The organism is Dyadobacter fermentans DSM 18053 (genome assembly GCF_000023125.1).
GTDB lineage: Bacteria > Bacteroidota > Bacteroidia > Cytophagales > Spirosomataceae > Dyadobacter > Dyadobacter fermentans.
Map to the genome: position 1 here is coordinate 5,492,991 of NC_013037.1, position 17,985 is coordinate 5,510,975.

A 17,985-nucleotide genomic window follows, 5' to 3' on the forward strand; every position below is an offset into this window, starting at 1 on the left:
GAATAGGAGGGGTTAATTTTTAACAAATGGCGTTTTTACAATCTGTGCTTTTAACAGCCTGTCGCGCACTTTTACGAAAATTTCGGTACCGGTTTTGCTGAACTCCATCGGCACGTAACCCAGGCCGATGCCCTTCTGCAAGGTAGGTGATTGTGTACCGGAGGTTACCTCGCCGAGTTTGTTGCCTTCGGCGTCGCAAAGCTCGTAATGCCCGCGCGGAATGCCGCGATCGATCATTTCGAAGCCAATCAGTTTGCGTTTCAACCCGGCTTCCTTTTGCGATTTCAATGCTTCGGAATTGATGAAATCCTTCGTGAATTTGGTCACCCAGCCAAGGCCGGCTTCCAATGGCGACGTTTCATCGTCGATGTCGTTGCCGTACAGGCAGAATGCCTTTTCCAGTCGCAATGTATCACGTGCACCCAGGCCCACAGGTTTGATACCGAACTCGGCGCCCGCTTCGAAAACGGCATCCCACATTTTTTCGGCATCCTCATTTTTGACATATATTTCAAAACCGCCTGCGCCGGTGTAGCCCGTCGCGGAAATGATCACATCTTTAATACCCGCCATTTCGCCGATTTTGAAGGTGTAATACTCCATTGAGGATAAGTTCACATCGGTGAGTTTTTGCAACGCGGCTGTCGCTTTCGGTCCTTGCACGGCCAGCAGGCAAAGGGAATCGGACAGGTTTTCCATGGCTGCGCCTTCGGTATTCTGGCTCTGGATCCAGTTCCAGTCCTTCTCGATGTTCGACGCATTTACTACCAGAAAATAATCGTCCTCGGCAATACGGTAAACGAGCAGGTCGTCCACTACGCCTCCCGTTGCGTTGGGCAGGTAGCTGTATTGCACTTTTCCGTCATACAGCGCCGATGCGTCGTTAGCCGAAACTTTCTGGATCAAAGCCAGCGCACCAGGCCCTTTTACACTGAATTCGCCCATGTGGGATACATCAAAAACACCCACGGCATTCCTTACGGTGTGGTGTTCATCCAGATCCGACGAGTAACGGACAGGCATTTCAAAACCTGCAAACGGGACCATTTTTGCGCCCAGGCGGATATGGAGCTGATGTAAAGGGACTGTTTTCATGAACGATATTTGATTTCACAATAATTCACAAAAGTAGGTAATGCAGGTCAAAGCGACACAAAAAACTCTTTTTTCAATGTCCGCCGAGTGCATTTTGAAGTATATTGTTAAAAAATAGGTTGAAACTTTTATCCACCGGCAGGCGCCGGTTTTCAGGAATATGAATAAACAACTATTGCTCTCGGCGGCATTCGCAATGGCTGGAACCGCATTTGCACAAACCGCCACATTCACTGGCCAGACGATCGACGACAAGGTCAGCATTGGCTACGGCGTGGCTTCGGGCGATGTGGATGGCGATGGCAAGACCGACATTCTCCTAGCGGACAAAAAGGAAATTGTATGGTATAAAAATCCCGGGAAAAAGGACGGGGCCTGGACGCGCTACGTAATCGCGAAAGACCTCACGGAGCAGGATAATGTATGCATTGCCGCCCGCGACATCGATGGCGACGGCAAAGTAGAAGTGGCCGTTGGCGCAGGCTGGAACCCTTCCGAAACGAAAAACCTCAAAACCTCGGGAGCGGTTTTCTACATGGCAGCGCCCGACGACCGCACGAAACCCTGGGAGCCCGTGCGCCTGCATCATGAAGTGACCATCCACCGGATGCATTGGGTTCAAACTGCGGACGGACCGTTCCAGCTGGCCGTTTTGCCATTGCACGGTGAGGGCAATACCGGCGGCAGCGGGGCAGGCGTGAAACTCATCATTTTTGATGTGCCTGAAAACAAAAAAGGCATTTGGCCCTATAACCTCATAGAAACGAATATGCACATGACGCACAATTTCCAGCCGATGGAAATACCGGGTCGGATGGCCGGACTGTCCATTGCCGGCAAGGAAGGCGTGCAGGTGTTTTTGAATGGGGCCGATGGCTGGGCGCCGTCCGGCAACTGGATGGTGCCGGAGCGCGGGGTAGGAGAGATCAGAACGGGAAGTTTGGGTAAAAAACAGCTATTCACAGCTACCATCGAGCCCATGCACGGCACTGAACTGGTGGTTTATACCAAAGACGGCCGCACCGTGCTCACCGACCGCATTAAAGAAGGTCACGCATTGGCCGTTGCCGATTTTTTCGGTCAAGGCCGCGATCAGGTGGTGATGGGCTGGCGTAACCCGAATGTGACCGGCGAAACCGGCGTTCGCATTTATGTTGGAAACGATGCCGAAGGCAAGAAATGGACGGAGTACACTTTGGATGAAAAAATCAAGATTGCCTGCGAGGATTTACTACCGGCAGATTTGGACGGCGATGGCGACCTGGACATTATCGCCGCCGGACGCGCGACGCATAATCTGGTGGTATATTGGAATCAGCGGAAGAGGTAATTTTGAATGATTGAATGAGTGAATGAGTGAATGAGTGAATGAGCCGCCGTCGAACGGGGAATGAGTTGGGAGTACATAAGTTAGAGTAATAGCAAAAAAAGTCAGTCCTCGCGAGCGAAGACTGACTTTTTTATTGACTTTAAACTCTAAACTTAATCCCTCCGTCCCATCAATAGACTCACGTAATAAAGCAATGTGGCCAATGAACCAATCGCGGCTACGAGGTAAGTACGGGCTGCCCATTTCAATGCATCGGCAGACATAATGTACTCACGTTCGTTCACAATGCGGTTTTTCTGGATCCAGGCCAATGCGCGGTTGCTGGCGTCATATTCAACTGGCAAAGTAATGAAGCTGAACAATGTCGTCACTGCGAACAGCGCCACACCGATTGTTAACGGAATGACCGTGGTGTTGATCAACAGCACGCCGATCAGGATAATCCATTGCATGTACTGCGAGGCAATGCTCAGAAACGGCACCATTTGGGAGCGGAATTGCAGCCAGCTGTAAGCCGTCGCATGCTGCACCGCGTGGCCGCATTCGTGGGACGCAACAGCCGCAGCCGCTACGCTGCGTCCGTAATATACATCCGGACTGAGGTTGACGGTCTTGTCCTGCGGATTATAGTGGTCGGTCAAACGGCCTTCCACGGACAATACTCTTACATCGTAAATGCCGCTTTCCCGGAGCATCGTTTCAGCGATTTCCTTACCGCTCATGCCGTTGCTCAGCCCAACTTGTGAATATTCTTCAAACTTACTCTTGAGACGCCATTGCACATAAAGGCTAACGAGCATCACAACAATACCAATTACATATGCACCTAACATAGTTACGTTATTTATATCCTTGTTTTATCTTTTCGATCAGTGCGGTAGTCGAGTAGCCTTGTACCAAAGCAATCGTTTTTACCTCACCTCCTCTACCCAAAACAAAATCCGCGCCAGCAATGTTCTCGATCGTATAATCGTCTCCTTTGACCAAAATGTCAGGTTTTACGGCTTCGATCAACTGACTAGGCGTCGGTTCGTCGAACAAAATGACAGCATCGATGAACGAAAGGGCTGCCATCAGGCGGGCCCGGGCGTATTCATTTACCACCGGGCGGAGCGGCCCTTTGAGACGGCTTACGGAGGCATCGGTGTTCAAGCCGAGCACCATTTTGTCGCCCAATGCGCGGGCTTTTTCGAGGTAATCGATGTGCCCGAGATGTACAATATCGAAACATCCGTTGGTGAAAACAACTTTTTGCCCGGCACGTTGCCATGCTTCAACGGTTGGAACAGCTTCTTCTAGTCTCAGGATCTTGCTTTCAGTCAAATTCATTGTAAAAAACAATATGGATTTAAGAAAATGGATAACCTAACATACTCCATTTCCGGTAACCGTGACTATTAAAGTAGCAATTAGTTTGCCGCGGACACTTGTTCGGTCGTTTCGACTTTGTTTTTGTTCACAATCAGCACATACAAGAATGCCAATGCACCGATGACGAGCATAAACAGCATTTGCGCGCCGTGGATGAATGTCGCCAATGTGATGCCGTCGTTCTGCGACAGTCCGTACAGCACCATCACATTACCCACGAGCAAATGATATGCACCGATCCCGCCCTGCGTAGGCGCCGTCATACCGATCGCCCCCACGACGAGCAGCGTCAAACCCGCCAGCGGGCCGAGGTGGGAAGTTTCGGGAATGCAGAAGAAAAGCACGTACGAGACCAGATAATACAATACCCAGATCATCACCGTGCTGAAAATGAATAGTCCCGGATTACGCAGCTTGCGAACGCTCAGCAAACCTTCCAGCATGCCCTGGGCAAAGCTGATGATTTTGGCAACAAGCGCATTCTGCTGCAATTTATTACGCAACGCGACATTCCTGAAAATTACAGTAGCCGCCACGCCAACAGCCAGTAACCCGACGATCAAAACTGTAAGCAGCATGCCGCTGCCCGAGCCGCCGCCCTGGCTTCCGCCGCCTATTTTACTTTGGAAAAAATCAGTGAAGAATGTGCTGAGACGATCGAATTCGAGGATGAAGTTCAACCCGATCATCAACACCAGTATGATCACATCGAAAATCCGCTCGGCCACCACGGTACCAAAGCTCAGGCTCACCGGAATGCGTTCAAGCCGGTATAATGTGCCGCAGCGTGTTACCTCGCCCATTCTTGGAACAATATAATTGGCAAAATACCCGGTGAGTACAGACATTGTGCTGTTCACAATGCCCGGCTTGTGGTCCAGCGGCTCGATGAGCATTCCCCAACGCCAGGCGCGCGTCATGTGCGCAAGCAGGAGGCAAAAGCATGATACGGCGATCCACCGCCAGTCGGATTTCGCAAAACGGTCGAGCATTTCGCCCAGGTTGATGTCTTTAAACACAAACCAGAGCAGACCGCCTGCCAGGACAAGCGATATCGTGTAACGCAGTATATTTTTCATGCTATAATTGTGTATCGTGTAGGTAAAAGCCGGAGATCAGCCTACGAGATGGTTGTTATGGTCCGGAAAAACGATCATCGGTTTGAATGTCTTCGCCTCTTCCTGGCTCATGCTGCCGTACGCGATGATGATGATGATATCGCCGATCTGCACCCTGCGGGCCGCTGCGCCGTTGAGGCAAATCATGCCCGTGCCGCGCTCGCCTTTGATAACATATGTGATAAAACGTTCACCATTGTTATTGTTCACAATGTGAACCTGCTCGTTTTCTATCAGTCCCGCGGCGTCCATCAGATCTTCGTCGATCGTGATGCTGCCTACGTAGTTCAATTCCGCCTGAGTCACCTTAACCCGGTGAATCTTCGATTTCATTACTGTGATTTGCATTACCCGGTGGTATTGGTCTATTTGAAATGCATTACCCTGTAAAGTTACAGGAATAATACCCAGCCATCAAAACATACGCTTCGGTGGGACGGTTCCGTGATATTTGAAACCGCCGCATTCATGATGTTTCGTGAGAACATTATTATATTTAAGCGGGATTTAATAGTATTCGATCTCTATTAAAAACTTATTCCTTTAATCTATATTAATCTACTTTATTTTTTCATTACCAAAACCGATGAGTACAGAAAACAAACCGAAAGACGTTAACCGCCGGGACTTTATCCAGAAGACCTCCGCCGCGGCCATTGGAAGTTTCTTCATAGTTCCCCGCTACGTGCTGGGAAAAGGATATAAAGCTCCGAGCGACAAACTGAATATCGCCGGTATCGGTGTGGGTGGAAAAGGTTTTTCTGACACGAACAATGCATGGAACAAAGGTGCCGAAAACCTCGTGGCACTTTGCGATGTAGACTGGAACCAGGCGAAGAAGAACTTCGAACTGCACCCGACTGCCAAAAAATACAAGGACTTCCGCAAGATGTTCGACGAAATGGACAAGGATATCGACGCGGTAACGGTATCGACGGCCGACCACATGCACGCGATCATCGCCATGAACGCCATGCAGCGCGGCAAGCACGTGTACGTTCAGAAACCCCTTACGCACAATATTTACGAGGCCCGCATGCTCACCGAAGCTGCCCGCAAATACAAGGTAGTAACCCAAATGGGTAACCAGGGAGCGTCCAACCCCGCACAGACGCAGATGAAGGAGTGGTTCAACAAAGGCCTCATCGGTAATGTGCACGAGGCGCACGTTTGGACTAACCGTCCCGTGTGGCCGCAAGGCATTCCCGTTCCGACCAGCAAGCAGGAAGTACCGGCGGACATCGACTGGGAATTGTGGGTAGGCTGCGCCGAATGGGTAGATTACAGCCCGGCATGGCACCCATTCAAATGGAGAGGCTGGTGGAACTTCGGTACCGGCGCATTGGGCGATATGGGTTGTCACCTGATCGACCCGGCTTTCCGTACGCTTGGATTGGGTTATCCAACGGAAGTTGAATGTTCCGTAGGCCAGGTGTTCATCAAAGACTGGACAGCCGAGTACATTCCGGAAGGCTGCCCGCCGTCATCACGCGTGCAATTGAAGTTCCCTGCAAACAAAGTGAACAAATCCGAAGTGACGTTGACCTGGCACGACGGCGGTCTGCGCCCATTCCACCCGGATCTGATCCCTGCCAACGACCCGCTTGGCGAGCCCGACAGCAGCAATGGCGTGCTTTTGATTGGTGAAAAAGGCGTAATGACCTGCGGAACTTACGGTATCGCGCCGAAAGTATATCTCAAAGACGGCACCAAGCTCGAATATAAGCAAGGCGATTTCGGGAACGAATACACCACCATGCCGGAGTTTGGTCACCACGTATCGTGGAGCGATGCCTGCAAGGCTGGTTTCAACAGCAAGGAGCACAAAGCGCTCACGTCATCGTTCGACTACGCTGGTCCGTTGACGGAAACTGTGATCATGGGTAACCTCGGTATCCGCAGCTACAACCTCCGCACCGCGAAGGCCGACGGCAAAGGATTCGACTACCCAGGCCGCAAAAAACTGTTGTGGGATGGCAAAAACATGAAGGTTACCAACTTCGACGAAGCGAACCAGTTTGTATCCCGCAAATACCGCGGTGACTGGAAACTGGCATAATAGCTGGTAATGTAAAACGCAGAAAGGCTCCGATGAGGAGCCTTTCTACGTTTTGAATATGTTGGAATGTTGTCAGAACACGATATTGTCGATCAGTCTTACCGGGCCGAGGAGTGTGGCAACGCAGATCGCATTCGAACCTGCCGGGCCCGTTTTTTCGATGGGAAGCAGGGTTTTCAGGTTAATCACTTCAAAATAGTCGAGGGTGAATTCTTTGATCTTCCCGAATTCGCTTTTGGCCCAGCTTACTACTTCACTTACTTTCCTGCCTGCGTTCAGCTCTTCGCCCGCGCCCGCGAGTATGCGGTATATATGGGGTGCGATCGCGCGCTCGGTAGCATCCAGGCGGGTGTTGCGCGAGGACATGGCCAGTCCGTCCTTCTCGCGAACGGTAGGACATACGATGAGTTCCAGTCCGAAAGCCAGGTCGCTCACCAGCTGGCGCACGACCGACACCTGCTGTAAATCCTTCTGCCCGAAATAGGCGCGGTGCGGCCTGACGATATTGAACAGCTTCGAAACGACAATGCCGACGCCGTTGAAATGCCCGGGCCGCGAAGCGCCTTCCATCACAGTTTCCAACGCGCCGAAGTTCATTTTTACGACGGGCTGTTCGGGATACATCTCCTCCACCGACGGCGCAAAAACGGCCGAGCAGCCTGCATTTTCCAACATGGCACGGTCGGCTTCGAAAGTTCTCGGGTATTTGGCCAGGTCTTCGGGATTGTTGAATTGAGTGGGGTTCACGAAAACGCTGCAAACGACGATGTCGGTGTCCTTTCTGGCGGCTTCGATCAGTGAAATGTGGCCTTCGTGAAGCGCTCCCATCGTGGGCACGAGGCCGACGGTTTTCTGCTGTAAAAGTTGCTGATCCAGGTACTGGCGGAGGCTTTTGACCGAAGTGAATACTTCCATGTAAATTCTGAAAACTGAGGGAGTAACCTGTGCGTTACCACTGCTTTTTCTGATGAGTGCAGTGCGAATGGCAGGTTATGGAAACATCAGGACAGGGAAATCCCAAACTGGGCGCAATATGACAATTAGTTTGGAATATCTTTTGAAATTGCCATTTTTTTTGTATAATTTTGCAAAACTTTTTTTCACAAACTGCTAAAAGATCTATGGAGAAACTACGAATTTTGTATGTAGCCAGTGAAATCAATCCCTTCCTCCAAACGACCGACGTTGCCGACTATGTTAGAAAACTTCCGCAGGCAATGCAGGAAAAAGGGGCGGAGATCCGGATACTCGTTCCGCGTTTCGGGTTGATCAACGAACGCAAAAACAGGCTTCATGAAGTAGTTCGACTGTCAGGAATCAATATTACCGTAGGAGATGAAGAAAAGCCGCTAATCATTAAAGTAGCTTCGATTCCCAATGCGAAGTTGCAGGTCTATTTTATAGATAACGACGATTACTTCCATCGCAAATCCGTTTTCTTCGATAAGGAAAATAACTTTTTCGATGACAACGACGAACGTGCGATCTTCTTTTGCAAGGGTGTTTTGGAAACAGTTAAGAAACTGGGATGGGCCCCGGACGTGGTGCACTGTAATGACTGGATGACGGCTCTCATTCCATTGTACCTCAAAACCACTTACCGTAACGATCCGATGTTTAAGGATACGAAAAGTGTGTTTACCGTACACAACAATGCATTTGACTACAAATTCGACGCGGATTTGCAGAGCAAAGCCAAGGCCATGGACGTGAGCGACGAAGCGCTGGCACATTTGCATTCGGCCGATTTCGAAGGTTTTGTCAAAATCGGATGTGCTTATGCCGACGCGGTGCTGAAAGCCGAAGAGCATTGCAGCGAGAGTCTCAACGAAATTTTCAACAATGCACCCAAACGCGTGCAGCTCGACGAGCAGGATGAGAATTTCTCTGAGTCGTATTACAATCTCTACAACGATCTGGTAAGTTAACAGATAGATTTCACAGGGCAGAAAAGCCGGCGATTCTCAGAGTCGCCGGCTTTTTTGTGTTTTACAAGAATCTTTTGTGTGTTCGAGCACTATCAAGAAATTGGATATTTTTTAGTATTTAATTAAAATTTAGCTTGCTAACGACCGCTGTTTCTCATTTATTTGCCCCCGTCGAATACATACACAAAATTAAAATATTTTAAGAATATGTGCGGAATTGTGGCTTATGTTGGGAGCAGAGAGGCATATCCTTTGATTTTAAAAGGATTGAAACGTCTGGAATATCGGGGCTATGATAGCTCGGGCGTGGCATTGCTTGAAAACGGCGAATTGAATATTTACAAGAAAAAAGGAAAGGTCTCGGACCTGGAATCGGAACTGAACGGAAAGCAACTCGCCGCCACGATCGGCATCGGCCACACACGCTGGGCCACCCACGGCGAACCGAACGACGTAAATGCCCACCCGCATTATTCCAACAACCGCCGGTTATCGATCATCCACAACGGCATTATCGAGAACTACGCGGCCATCAAGCAAAACCTGATTGGCAAAGGCCACAAATTCCTAAGCGATACCGATACCGAAGTCCTGGTCCATTTCATCGAAGACGTGCAGAAGGAAACCGGCACCACACTCGAAGCGGCCGTGCGGCTGGCATTGAAGGAAGTAGTTGGCGCTTATGCCATCGTGGTGATGTCGCTCGATCATCCCGGCCAGCTTATCGCGGCCCGCAAAGGCAGTCCGCTGGTGATTGGGGTGGGTGAAAATGAATACTTCCTCGCCTCCGACGCCACGCCGATTATAGAGTATACCAAAGACGTGGTATACCTTGATGATTACGAAGTAGCCGTGATCAGCGAAGGCAAGCTCAGCATTCAGCACCTCGAAAGCAGCACAGAAACCACTCCATACATTCAAAAGCTCGAAATGGAGCTCGAAACCATCGAAAAAGGCGGTTACGACCATTTCATGATCAAGGAAATTTTCGAGCAGCCCCGCTCCATCGCCGATTCCATGCGCGGTCGCCTCCGCGCGGATGATGCGCACCTGCAATTGGGCGGCCTGAACGATTACCTCGATAAGTTGGCACAGGCCGACCGCGTCGTGATCGTCGGCTGCGGTACTTCCTGGCACGCCGGGCTCGTGGCCGAATACATGTTTGAGGAGCTGGCACGCATTAATGTAGAAGTGGAATATGCTTCGGAATTCCGCTACCGGAACCCGGTGATCAAGGAAAATGACATTGTAATTGCCATTTCGCAATCGGGCGAAACGGCGGATACCCTGGCGGCCATTGAACTGGCAAAGTCCAAAGGCGCAACGATTTTTGGGGTGTGCAACGTGGTGGGCTCGTCCATTGCCCGCGCTACGCATGCCGGCGCTTACACACACGCAGGCCCGGAGATAGGCGTGGCCAGTACCAAGGCATTTACAGCCCAGGTGACTGTGCTCACGCTCATGGCCATTGCCGTAGCCAAGCGCAAAGGCACCATTGCCGAGGAAACTTACCGCCAGCTGCTGATCGAACTCGAAACGATTCCGGCCAAAGTGGAAAAAGTGTTTGAAAATGCGGCCAAAATCAAGGAGATCGCATTCATATTCACTTATGCGCGCAACTTCATTTATCTGGGGCGTGGTTTGAACTTTCCAGTGGCGCTGGAAGGCGCATTGAAATTGAAAGAAATTTCCTACATCCACGCCGAAGGTTACCCGGCCGCGGAAATGAAACACGGCCCGATCGCATTGATCGACGAGGATATGCCGGTGGTGTTCCTGGCCACGAAAGACAGTTCGTACGAAAAAATCGTGTCAAACATCCAGGAAGTGAAAGCCCGCAAAGGCCGCGTGATCGCGATCGTGACCGAAGGCGATACATTAATCCCCGGCATGGTCGATTTTGTGATCGAAGTGCCGAATACGCATGAAATTCTGACGCCGCTTGTGTCCGTGATCCCGCTTCAACTGCTCTCGTACTACATTGCGGTGATGCGGGGCCGGAATGTGGACCAGCCAAGAAATCTTGCCAAATCTGTTACCGTGGAGTAGCGGAGGAGGGTGCCGGAGAGCGAGACTGTCATGTACGGTTTCGCTTTTTTGTTTTCAGGGGTTTGGGATAAAATGATTGTAGGGCTGTTTTCGTTAGCTTTGCGCACGTTTGCCAAAGGGACTTATCATATGTACAAATTCGTTTTTACCATTTTCCTGCCTCTTTCACTGCTTTTGATCTCAGGTTGCAAAAAAGAAGCGGAGCAAACCTACATTCCGAAACCCAAAGGCTACAACCGCATCGACCTCCCCGCGCACAGCTACCGGCCACTTACCGAGGCGCATCCCTACACATTTGAATATTCCAAATACGCCGTGGTGGAGCCGGATACATTCAAAACGGCCGGGAAAGACTGGATCTTTATCAATTATCCGCAATTCAAGGCCAATATCCAGATTACCTATAAGCCGCTGAACAACAATCCCGCATTACTGAGAGCATTTATCGACGACAGTTACAAGCTCGCCAGCAAGCACCAGATCCGCGCTTCGTCCATCCAGGAGCAGCGGGTTTTGGGCAAAACGGGACGAACGGCGCTGCTTTTTAAGATCGAAGGCGATGTGCCGAGCCCATACCAGTTTTATACCACCGATAGCACCGGGCATTTTCTAAGGGGCGCAATCTATTTCCCAACGGCCACTAAAAATGATTCATTGGCACCGGTGATCGACTATTTGCAGGCCGATATGCTGCAACTGCTCAACACGTTGGAGTGGCGATAATATTACTTGTCCGCAGTTGCGGCGGAAATCGGAAGGACGTATCTTTGAAAGTTAACACCTCAACAACTACCTCGATATGCCTCGCAAACAGCCCAAAAATCAACTTCTTCTCGATTATTCCGTCCGCGGTAACCGCATTGTCCTGCATTTGGGACAGGTCGAAAGCCAGCGGATCGCGGGCCAGCTGTTTGAAGGGCTGGTGAATGGTGACTGGATGATCGAGCCGGCGGGGGAGGTGGCCGACATTTCTTACGCACAGGACATTGTGCATCAGATCGGGCACAAGTTGCCGTATCCGGAAGGCATCAAAATTGCGCAATTACATAATGTAGACCCGCTTTTCAAAGGCTTTTCAGCGATTTATCATCAGAAAGGGTGGGTGTTTGTGAATGCGGCTTCGGATATCAATGAGCGCAATTACCACATTCACCTGCTCACCGTTTCGCTGGGTTTGCACACGATTTATGCCAACACGGCTTCGCTTGCAGCGCGGTCCGAGCAGCTCATTTTCGAGGCTTTGCTGCCATTCGATGAGGTGGAGAGTTTTTTCAGGAATGATATCTCCAAAATCCCGGATTTTCTGGCGTCGGATATCGCCAATTTCTTCAAAGTGCCGTTCCCGATGGTGCTGAAACGTGCATTGCTGTTAAAAATCATCACCGACGACCAGTACCGCAGCTTCATGACGGCTAATCCCGGCACCGCTGCCAAGCCACGCGAGCTCTTCTTTTCAAAAGACGGAAGCATCGATGACCTGGAAGCGCAGCTGTTTTCGGGCGACTAAAATCTAGCTTTTCTTGACATTCATATTGCTCAGATCGGGCAGGGGGCTCACGGACGTCCAGCCGCCGTCGACGATCAGGCTTTGCCCTGTAATGTGGCCGGAATGCGGCGATAGGAGGAATAATGCGGCATTGGCAATGTCTTCGCAAATCGCAGGCCGGCCCATGGGCGTGATCGCCGACCAGGTTTTGGGGTAGGTGGGATCTTCCGCCTGCGTCCGCTCCGTAAGCGTAGCGCCCGGCGCGACTGCATTAATGGTAATACCGTGCGGAGAAAGCTCGATCACGAGGTTTTTCGCGAGCATTTCCAAACCCGCTTTCGTCATCGCATACGCACCCAGGAACTGGTGTGCCTGGTGCCCCACTACCGACGACATCAGCAATATCCTGCCGCCCGACTTCTGCTTTCGCATTTGCTTAGCCGCGGCCTGCGTAAGCAGGAATGAGCCCATCAGGTTCACTTCCAGTACTTTGCGCAGATTTTCCGCCGGATAGTCAAAGAAATCGCCGAAAAGCGTGATGCCGGCATTGCACACGGTCAATGTCAATTTACCGAAGCATTTCACGGCCTCATCCACCATCGCGTCGATCACCTCCGGCTGAGAGGCGTCGCCCGCGAAAGCGACGCATTCCCCCTCCTTGTTGCGGATTTTCTTGGCTGCTTCGGCGGCGAGGGCCTTATTGGTATCGTTCAGGATCACCCCGGCGCCCTGGCAGGCAAGCTGCTTCGCGATTTCAAATCCGATGCCCTGGCCCGCACCGGTGACGATGGCGACGTGGTTATCAAAAAGTTGACTGCTCATTGTAATGCTGTTAATGCGAATCTCTCGTTACTTTATCGCCGGAGCCGCCTTTGAGAAAGTCGAGGTCGGCGCCTTCGTGTGCCTGGGTTACGTGCGCGATGTGCAAATGCACGTAGCCGCGGTTATAGCCCAGTTCGAGCGGTTTCCAAAGTGTTCTGCGGCGTGCCAGTTCTTCGTCCGACACTTCGAGGTGCAGTCTTCTGTTTTCCACATCGAGTTCAATGTAATCGCCATCCTGCACCAATGCGAGGTTGCCGCCTACGGCTGCTTCCGGCGATACGTGCAAAACTACCGTTCCAAAACCGGTACCGCTCATTCGTCCGTCGGAAATGCGCACCATGTCGATCACGCCCTGCGCGAGGAGCTTTTTAGGTAACGACATGTTTCCTACCTCCGGCATACCCGGGTAGCCTTTCGGGCCTACATTTTTTAGTACCAAAATGCTGTTTTCGTCCACATCCAGATCGGGATCGTCGAGGCGGATCTTGTAATCGTCTATATCCTCGAACACGATTGCGCGGCCGCGGTGCTGCATGAGCTCCGGTTTCAGGGACGCCGACGGCTTGATCACCGCGCCATTCTCGCAGAGGTTACCGCGTACAACGGCCAGGCCGGTCAGATCCTTAATTGGCTCTTCTATTGTGCCGATCACTTCGGGATTGAAGCATTCCGCGCTCGCCGAGTTCTCGGCCATCGTTTTGCCGTTGGCTGTGATCACCGACTGGTGCAGTATGCCGCTCAGTTCCTTGATCACGACAGGCAGGCCGCCCGCGTAATAGAAATCTTCCATAAAATACCCGCCGGAAGGCTGCAAGTTGAGCAACAGCGGCACTTTTTTACAGAGGTCATTGAAATCATCCAATTGCAAATCCACACCAATGCGCCCCGCGATCGCGAGCAGGTGGATTACAAAGTTGGTGGAACCGCCAATGGCCGCATTGATCATAATCGCATTCTCGAATGCTTCTCGCGTGAGGATTTGCGACATTCTCAAATCTTCCTTTACCATATCCACAATGCGCCGGCCCGATAAATGTGCGAGCACTTTCCTGCGCGAATCCGCTGCCGGAATGGCCGCATTCTCAGGCAATGTCAATCCGAGTGATTCCACCATACAGGCCATGGTGGAGGCCGTGCCCATTACCGCACAATGGCCGTCGGAGCGGCACATGCAGGCTTCGGCGGTGTACAATTCTTCTTGCGTAAGCTCGCCCTTGCGGTGCAGCTCGCTGAAACGCCACACGTCGCTGGTACCGATGGTTTTGCCGCGGTAACGGCCGGTGAGCATGGGGCCGCCGGACACGACGATGGTAGGAATATTCACGCTGGCAGCGCCCATTACGAGCGAGGGTGTCGTCTTATCGCAGCCGCAAAGTAGCACCACGCCGTCAATCGGGTTGGCGCGGATAGATTCCTCTACGTCCATACTCGCGAGGTTGCGGTACAGCATAGCCGTCGGTTTGATGAGCGTTTCACCCAGCGACATGACCGGGAATTCGAGCGGAAAACCGCCGGCTTCCCACACGCCGCGCTTCACCGATTCGGCCAGCTCGCGGAAATGCCCGTTGCAGGGCGTCAGCTCCGAGAATGTATTACAAATGCCGATTACCGGCCGTCCTTCAAACTCATCAGCGGGGTAACCCTGGTTTTTCATCCAGGCGCGGTAGATGAACCCGTCCTTACCCGATTTCCCGAACCAGCCCCGGCTGCGCAACTTGTTTTCTTCCATTATTTCGCCATTGTTTATATCTCATCAGAAAAGGAGCCGGGGAGTAAAAACTAATTCCGGGTACCCTTTAAAATAAAAATCGTATATTCGGCTAACACGTGCCCGATTGTATTCCATGCGCTTTTTTAGAAATTATAAACTGTTGTTTCTCTTGTCTTTACAACTGGCAGCCCTGCCGATTCACGCACAGTATTACGCAGATAATTTCATTGAAAAACTGTTAAAAAAGCATCCCGAACGCTTTTCGGCGATTCTCCAAAATCCTGACAAATACAAGGTGCAGGTGCTCTATACTAAGATTGACCGTAATAAAAACAATGTCCCGCACTTTACTACGCATGGCTACCGGGTCAATTCGGGTGAATATTTTTATCCGGCCAGCACGGTTAAGCTACCGGCAGTGGCGCTCGCATTTGAAAAGCTGAACAAGCTCGGTATCAACAAGTACACGCCGATGTTCACCGACGCGGTAAGGCCCGAGCAAACTGCCGTGACAGCCGATACGAGTTCGGAAGACAGCCTGCCGTCTGTGGCGCATTATGCCAAAAAGATCTTGCTCGCGAGCGATAACGATGCATTCAACCGGCTGTATGAATTTATCGGCCAGCGGGAGTTCAACGACAGCCTGCACAAGAAGGGATTTAAGGAAAGCCGCATTGTCCACCGCCTCGAATCGCCCATTGGCGCGGAAAACAATCGGTATACCAATCCGGTCCGGTTTGAGAAGGACGGCAAAATTGTGTTCGAGCAGCCCGCAAAATACAATGAGGAGGAATTCAAGGCGCCCGGCCCGATTCTTCTGGGCAACGGTTATCTGAAAGACGGTGCATTGGTGAATGAGCCGTTTGATTTTACCCAAAAGAACTTTTTTCCCCTTGAAGAGCAGCATCGGCTGCTGAAAACGCTTTTCTTCCCCGATCAGGTGCCGGCTTCACAGCGGTTTAACCTCACGGAGGAAGATTACCGGTTTATGTACCAGTACATGTCGCAATTCCCGGTTGAAACGAGCTTCCCGGCCAGCTATACCGATGATTATTACGATGGATATGTGAAATTTCTGCTTTTCGGAGCCACTAAAACGCGGCTGCCGCGCCATATCCGGCTTTTCAATAAATGCGGCGATGCCTACGGCTTTCTGTTGGACAATGCCTACATCGCCGATTTCGAAAAGGGGATTGAGTTTATGGTAACTGCCGTGATCTATTGCAACGAAGATGGCGTTTTCAACGACGATAAATACGATTACGACACGGTAGGTTTCCCATTCATGGCCAACCTGGGCAAAACGCTTTTCGAGTATGAATTAAGCCGAAAGCATACCAACCGGCCCGAACTAGGCCGTTTCGAAGTGGAATATGATAAATGATCAGCGGGTTCTGAATTTCAACCGCGGGGCGATCTGGCAAACGTAGAGGTTGATCAGGTGACCGACGATCAGCAAGCCGGAGCCTACATAACCCAGCCAGGAGAATACCTGGTGGCGGCCTTCGAAGATCAGCGAAATGGCGAAGATTGCCAGCGCGCTCCAAAGCAGCACACGAATGCCCGTTGAACGATGGTCACGGGTGGCGTAATATACCGCGATACCGTTGATGAGAATGAAGAAGTAATCAAGTGAAATGAGGCCGATGTGGGAGTGGTCGTGCGTAGCCACCGACGATCCCAGCGCCAATGCAGGAACCAGTATGCAATGGATAATGCACAACACGGACCCTAAGATCCCAATGTAGTCGGCCTTGCCATGTGAGTGTACTGCTTTCATTTTCCTACATACAATAATGTTGCAAAAATAACACCCATGCTTTGAACTTGCAACGGGGTTGCAGAATATTTTTAGCAATTGGCGTGCCAGGCCGTTCAAAGTGTAATCGGAATCCTTGGAATTTGAACCGGTTAGAACTTAACTTTGACGGGAAAGGTTTTAGAAGGGAGGAATTATTAAACTGTTGGAGACAATGGACCAATTAAGAGAAACGCTGAAAGTACATCATTTACGCACCACCACATGCCGCGAAGATGTGCTCTCGACATTTATCAACCGGAAGAATGCGTTATCGCACGGCGACCTGGAAGGCGCATTGGGAGAGAATTACGACCGTGTGACGATATATAGAACACTCAAAACATTCCTCGAAAAAGGCATTATCCACAAGGTGCTCGACGACGAGGGGATGCGTTACGCATTATGCTCGCACAACTGCTCCGAGGAAAAGCACCAGCACGACCATATCCATTTCAAATGCAGCGCTTGCGGAGAAACCAATTGCCTTGAAAACCTCCATATTCCGGCGGTACAGCTTCCGGAAGGTTACTATCCCGAACATTTCAATCTGCTCATACAGGGCGTTTGCCCCAAATGCAATTAAACAAAAAAGGATCAGTCACTCGGCTGATCCTTTTTTATTTCACTTCCTTTTTGCCGTTTATTTCACTTTCAACTGGAAATCCACGTTCACGTCGTCGCTGCCGGGCGTAGGCGTACCGTTTTTGTTGCCTGGCTGATGGCGTAGCTGCACTTTCAATGTGCCGTCGCCTGCCGCGCCGGTTTTGGCGGAGCCGGTGAGGCCGATCGGGTGGTTGTTTTTGTCCTTATCGCCGTAAGTATAGGTCAAAAGCGCGGCGGGAGAAGGGGTGTATACAAACAAGTGCTCGTCCGATTCTTCCTCCACTTCCTTGGTTATATCATTTGCCGGTGACTTGCTTTCGTCGGCCAGCTCGATGGCCAGCGTGTAGGTCGTGTTCGGTTTAAGGGCAATCGTATCGAATTTCGTGGGGGCATTGCCTCCGTCGCCGTCCGGATCTTTGAATGAGAAAGTGCTCACATTGGACGTTCCCTGCTCGGTAAATTTCAACGTCACGGACGTAATCAGCTCGTTCTCGTCGTCCGGCTCTACTTCATCGCCCGAATCTTTACATTGCACAAATGCCGTGGTCAATGCGGCGAGCAGCATCCAGGTCAGCTTGCGGTTCATTTTCATACGTAAGTGTTTTTAAGTAT

Annotated in this window: 18 protein-coding genes; 8 read left to right on the plus strand and 10 right to left on the minus strand. The window is 51.1% G+C overall.

Going from position 1 to position 17,985, the window contains the following annotated elements; translation table 11 throughout:
* Positions 1-12: 12 nt before the first annotated feature.
* Positions 13-1,095, minus strand: a complete 1,083-nt coding sequence (gene gcvT / locus DFER_RS22655; protein WP_015813992.1) for a glycine cleavage system aminomethyltransferase GcvT — start codon at positions 1,093-1,095, stop codon at positions 13-15.
* 160 nt (positions 1,096-1,255) lie between these two features.
* Here gcvT and DFER_RS22660 point away from each other — a divergent pair, with 160 nt between their 5' ends.
* Complete coding sequence (locus DFER_RS22660; RefSeq protein WP_015813993.1) at positions 1,256-2,425, plus strand: FG-GAP repeat domain-containing protein; 1,170 nt, start codon at positions 1,256-1,258, stop codon at positions 2,423-2,425.
* Between the two features lie 152 nt (positions 2,426-2,577).
* On the opposite strand, the gene DFER_RS22665 is transcribed toward DFER_RS22660, so the two are convergent.
* The 4 genes from DFER_RS22665 to panD form a co-directional block, all read right to left on the minus strand.
* Complete coding sequence (locus DFER_RS22665) at positions 2,578-3,258, minus strand: zinc metallopeptidase (protein WP_015813994.1); 681 nt, start codon at positions 3,256-3,258, stop codon at positions 2,578-2,580.
* Between the two features lie 7 nt (positions 3,259-3,265).
* Entirely contained in the window at positions 3,266-3,754 is a 489-nt protein-coding gene (gene rfaE2 / locus DFER_RS22670; RefSeq protein ID WP_015813995.1) for a D-glycero-beta-D-manno-heptose 1-phosphate adenylyltransferase, read from the minus strand.
* Positions 3,755-3,834: 80 nt separating this feature from the next.
* Positions 3,835-4,875 carry a lysylphosphatidylglycerol synthase transmembrane domain-containing protein gene (locus DFER_RS22675; protein WP_015813996.1) on the minus strand — a complete coding sequence of 347 codons (1,041 nt, stop codon included), beginning with the start codon at positions 4,873-4,875 and terminating at the stop codon, positions 3,835-3,837.
* A gap of 36 nt (positions 4,876-4,911) precedes the next feature.
* The gene (gene panD / locus DFER_RS22680; protein WP_015813997.1) at positions 4,912-5,262 is read right to left on the minus strand and encodes an aspartate 1-decarboxylase; all 351 of its coding nucleotides are present in this window, start codon (positions 5,260-5,262) and stop codon (positions 4,912-4,914) included.
* Between the two features lie 238 nt (positions 5,263-5,500).
* Between panD and DFER_RS22685 the strand changes: the two genes are divergently transcribed.
* Entirely contained in the window at positions 5,501-6,973 is a 1,473-nt protein-coding gene (locus tag DFER_RS22685) for a Gfo/Idh/MocA family protein (protein ID WP_015813998.1), read from the plus strand.
* Between the two features lie 72 nt (positions 6,974-7,045).
* On the opposite strand, the gene panC is transcribed toward DFER_RS22685, so the two are convergent.
* A complete protein-coding gene (gene panC, locus DFER_RS22690; RefSeq protein WP_015813999.1) occupies positions 7,046-7,888 on the minus strand; it encodes a pantoate--beta-alanine ligase in 843 nt (280 codons plus the stop codon).
* 206 nt (positions 7,889-8,094) lie between these two features.
* Here panC and DFER_RS22695 point away from each other — a divergent pair, with 206 nt between their 5' ends.
* The 4 genes from DFER_RS22695 to DFER_RS22710 all read left to right on the plus strand — a co-directional run bounded on the left by DFER_RS22695 (position 8,095) and on the right by DFER_RS22710 (position 12,457).
* A complete protein-coding gene (locus DFER_RS22695; RefSeq protein WP_015814000.1) occupies positions 8,095-8,901 on the plus strand; it encodes a glycogen/starch synthase in 807 nt (268 codons plus the stop codon).
* A gap of 207 nt (positions 8,902-9,108) precedes the next feature.
* Entirely contained in the window at positions 9,109-10,950 is a 1,842-nt protein-coding gene (gene glmS / locus DFER_RS22700; protein WP_015814001.1) for a glutamine--fructose-6-phosphate transaminase (isomerizing), read from the plus strand.
* A 129-nt stretch (positions 10,951-11,079) separates the two neighbouring features.
* Positions 11,080-11,673, plus strand: coding sequence for a gliding motility lipoprotein GldD (gldD, locus tag DFER_RS22705; RefSeq protein WP_041736618.1), 594 nt, complete (start codon positions 11,080-11,082; stop codon positions 11,671-11,673).
* A 76-nt stretch (positions 11,674-11,749) separates the two neighbouring features.
* Positions 11,750-12,457 (plus strand): hypothetical protein, encoded by a 708-nt coding sequence (locus DFER_RS22710; RefSeq protein WP_015814003.1) that lies wholly within the window; start codon positions 11,750-11,752, stop codon positions 12,455-12,457.
* A 3-nt stretch (positions 12,458-12,460) separates the two neighbouring features.
* Here DFER_RS22710 and DFER_RS22715 read toward each other — a convergent pair whose 3' ends face one another.
* The gene (locus tag DFER_RS22715) at positions 12,461-13,258 is read right to left on the minus strand and encodes an SDR family NAD(P)-dependent oxidoreductase (protein WP_015814004.1); all 798 of its coding nucleotides are present in this window, start codon (positions 13,256-13,258) and stop codon (positions 12,461-12,463) included.
* Positions 13,259-13,268: 10 nt separating this feature from the next.
* Positions 13,269-14,987 (minus strand): IlvD/Edd family dehydratase, encoded by a 1,719-nt coding sequence (locus DFER_RS22720; protein WP_015814005.1) that lies wholly within the window; start codon positions 14,985-14,987, stop codon positions 13,269-13,271.
* A 151-nt stretch (positions 14,988-15,138) separates the two neighbouring features.
* On the opposite strand from DFER_RS22720, the gene DFER_RS22725 reads away from it, so the two are divergent.
* Positions 15,139-16,353 (plus strand): serine hydrolase, encoded by a 1,215-nt coding sequence (locus DFER_RS22725; RefSeq protein WP_229206084.1) that lies wholly within the window; start codon positions 15,139-15,141, stop codon positions 16,351-16,353.
* On the opposite strand, the gene DFER_RS22730 is transcribed toward DFER_RS22725, so the two are convergent.
* Positions 16,354-16,749: a MerC domain-containing protein gene (locus DFER_RS22730; protein WP_015814007.1), complete on the minus strand. Its 396-nt coding sequence runs from the start codon at positions 16,747-16,749 to the stop codon at positions 16,354-16,356.
* A 193-nt stretch (positions 16,750-16,942) separates the two neighbouring features.
* Between DFER_RS22730 and DFER_RS22735 the strand changes: the two genes are divergently transcribed.
* Positions 16,943-17,353 (plus strand): Fur family transcriptional regulator, encoded by a 411-nt coding sequence (locus DFER_RS22735; protein ID WP_015814008.1) that lies wholly within the window; start codon positions 16,943-16,945, stop codon positions 17,351-17,353.
* Positions 17,354-17,410: 57 nt separating this feature from the next.
* On the opposite strand, the gene DFER_RS22740 is transcribed toward DFER_RS22735, so the two are convergent.
* Positions 17,411-17,965 (minus strand): hypothetical protein, encoded by a 555-nt coding sequence (locus tag DFER_RS22740; RefSeq protein ID WP_015814009.1) that lies wholly within the window; start codon positions 17,963-17,965, stop codon positions 17,411-17,413.
* Positions 17,966-17,985: the final 20 nt, after the last annotated feature.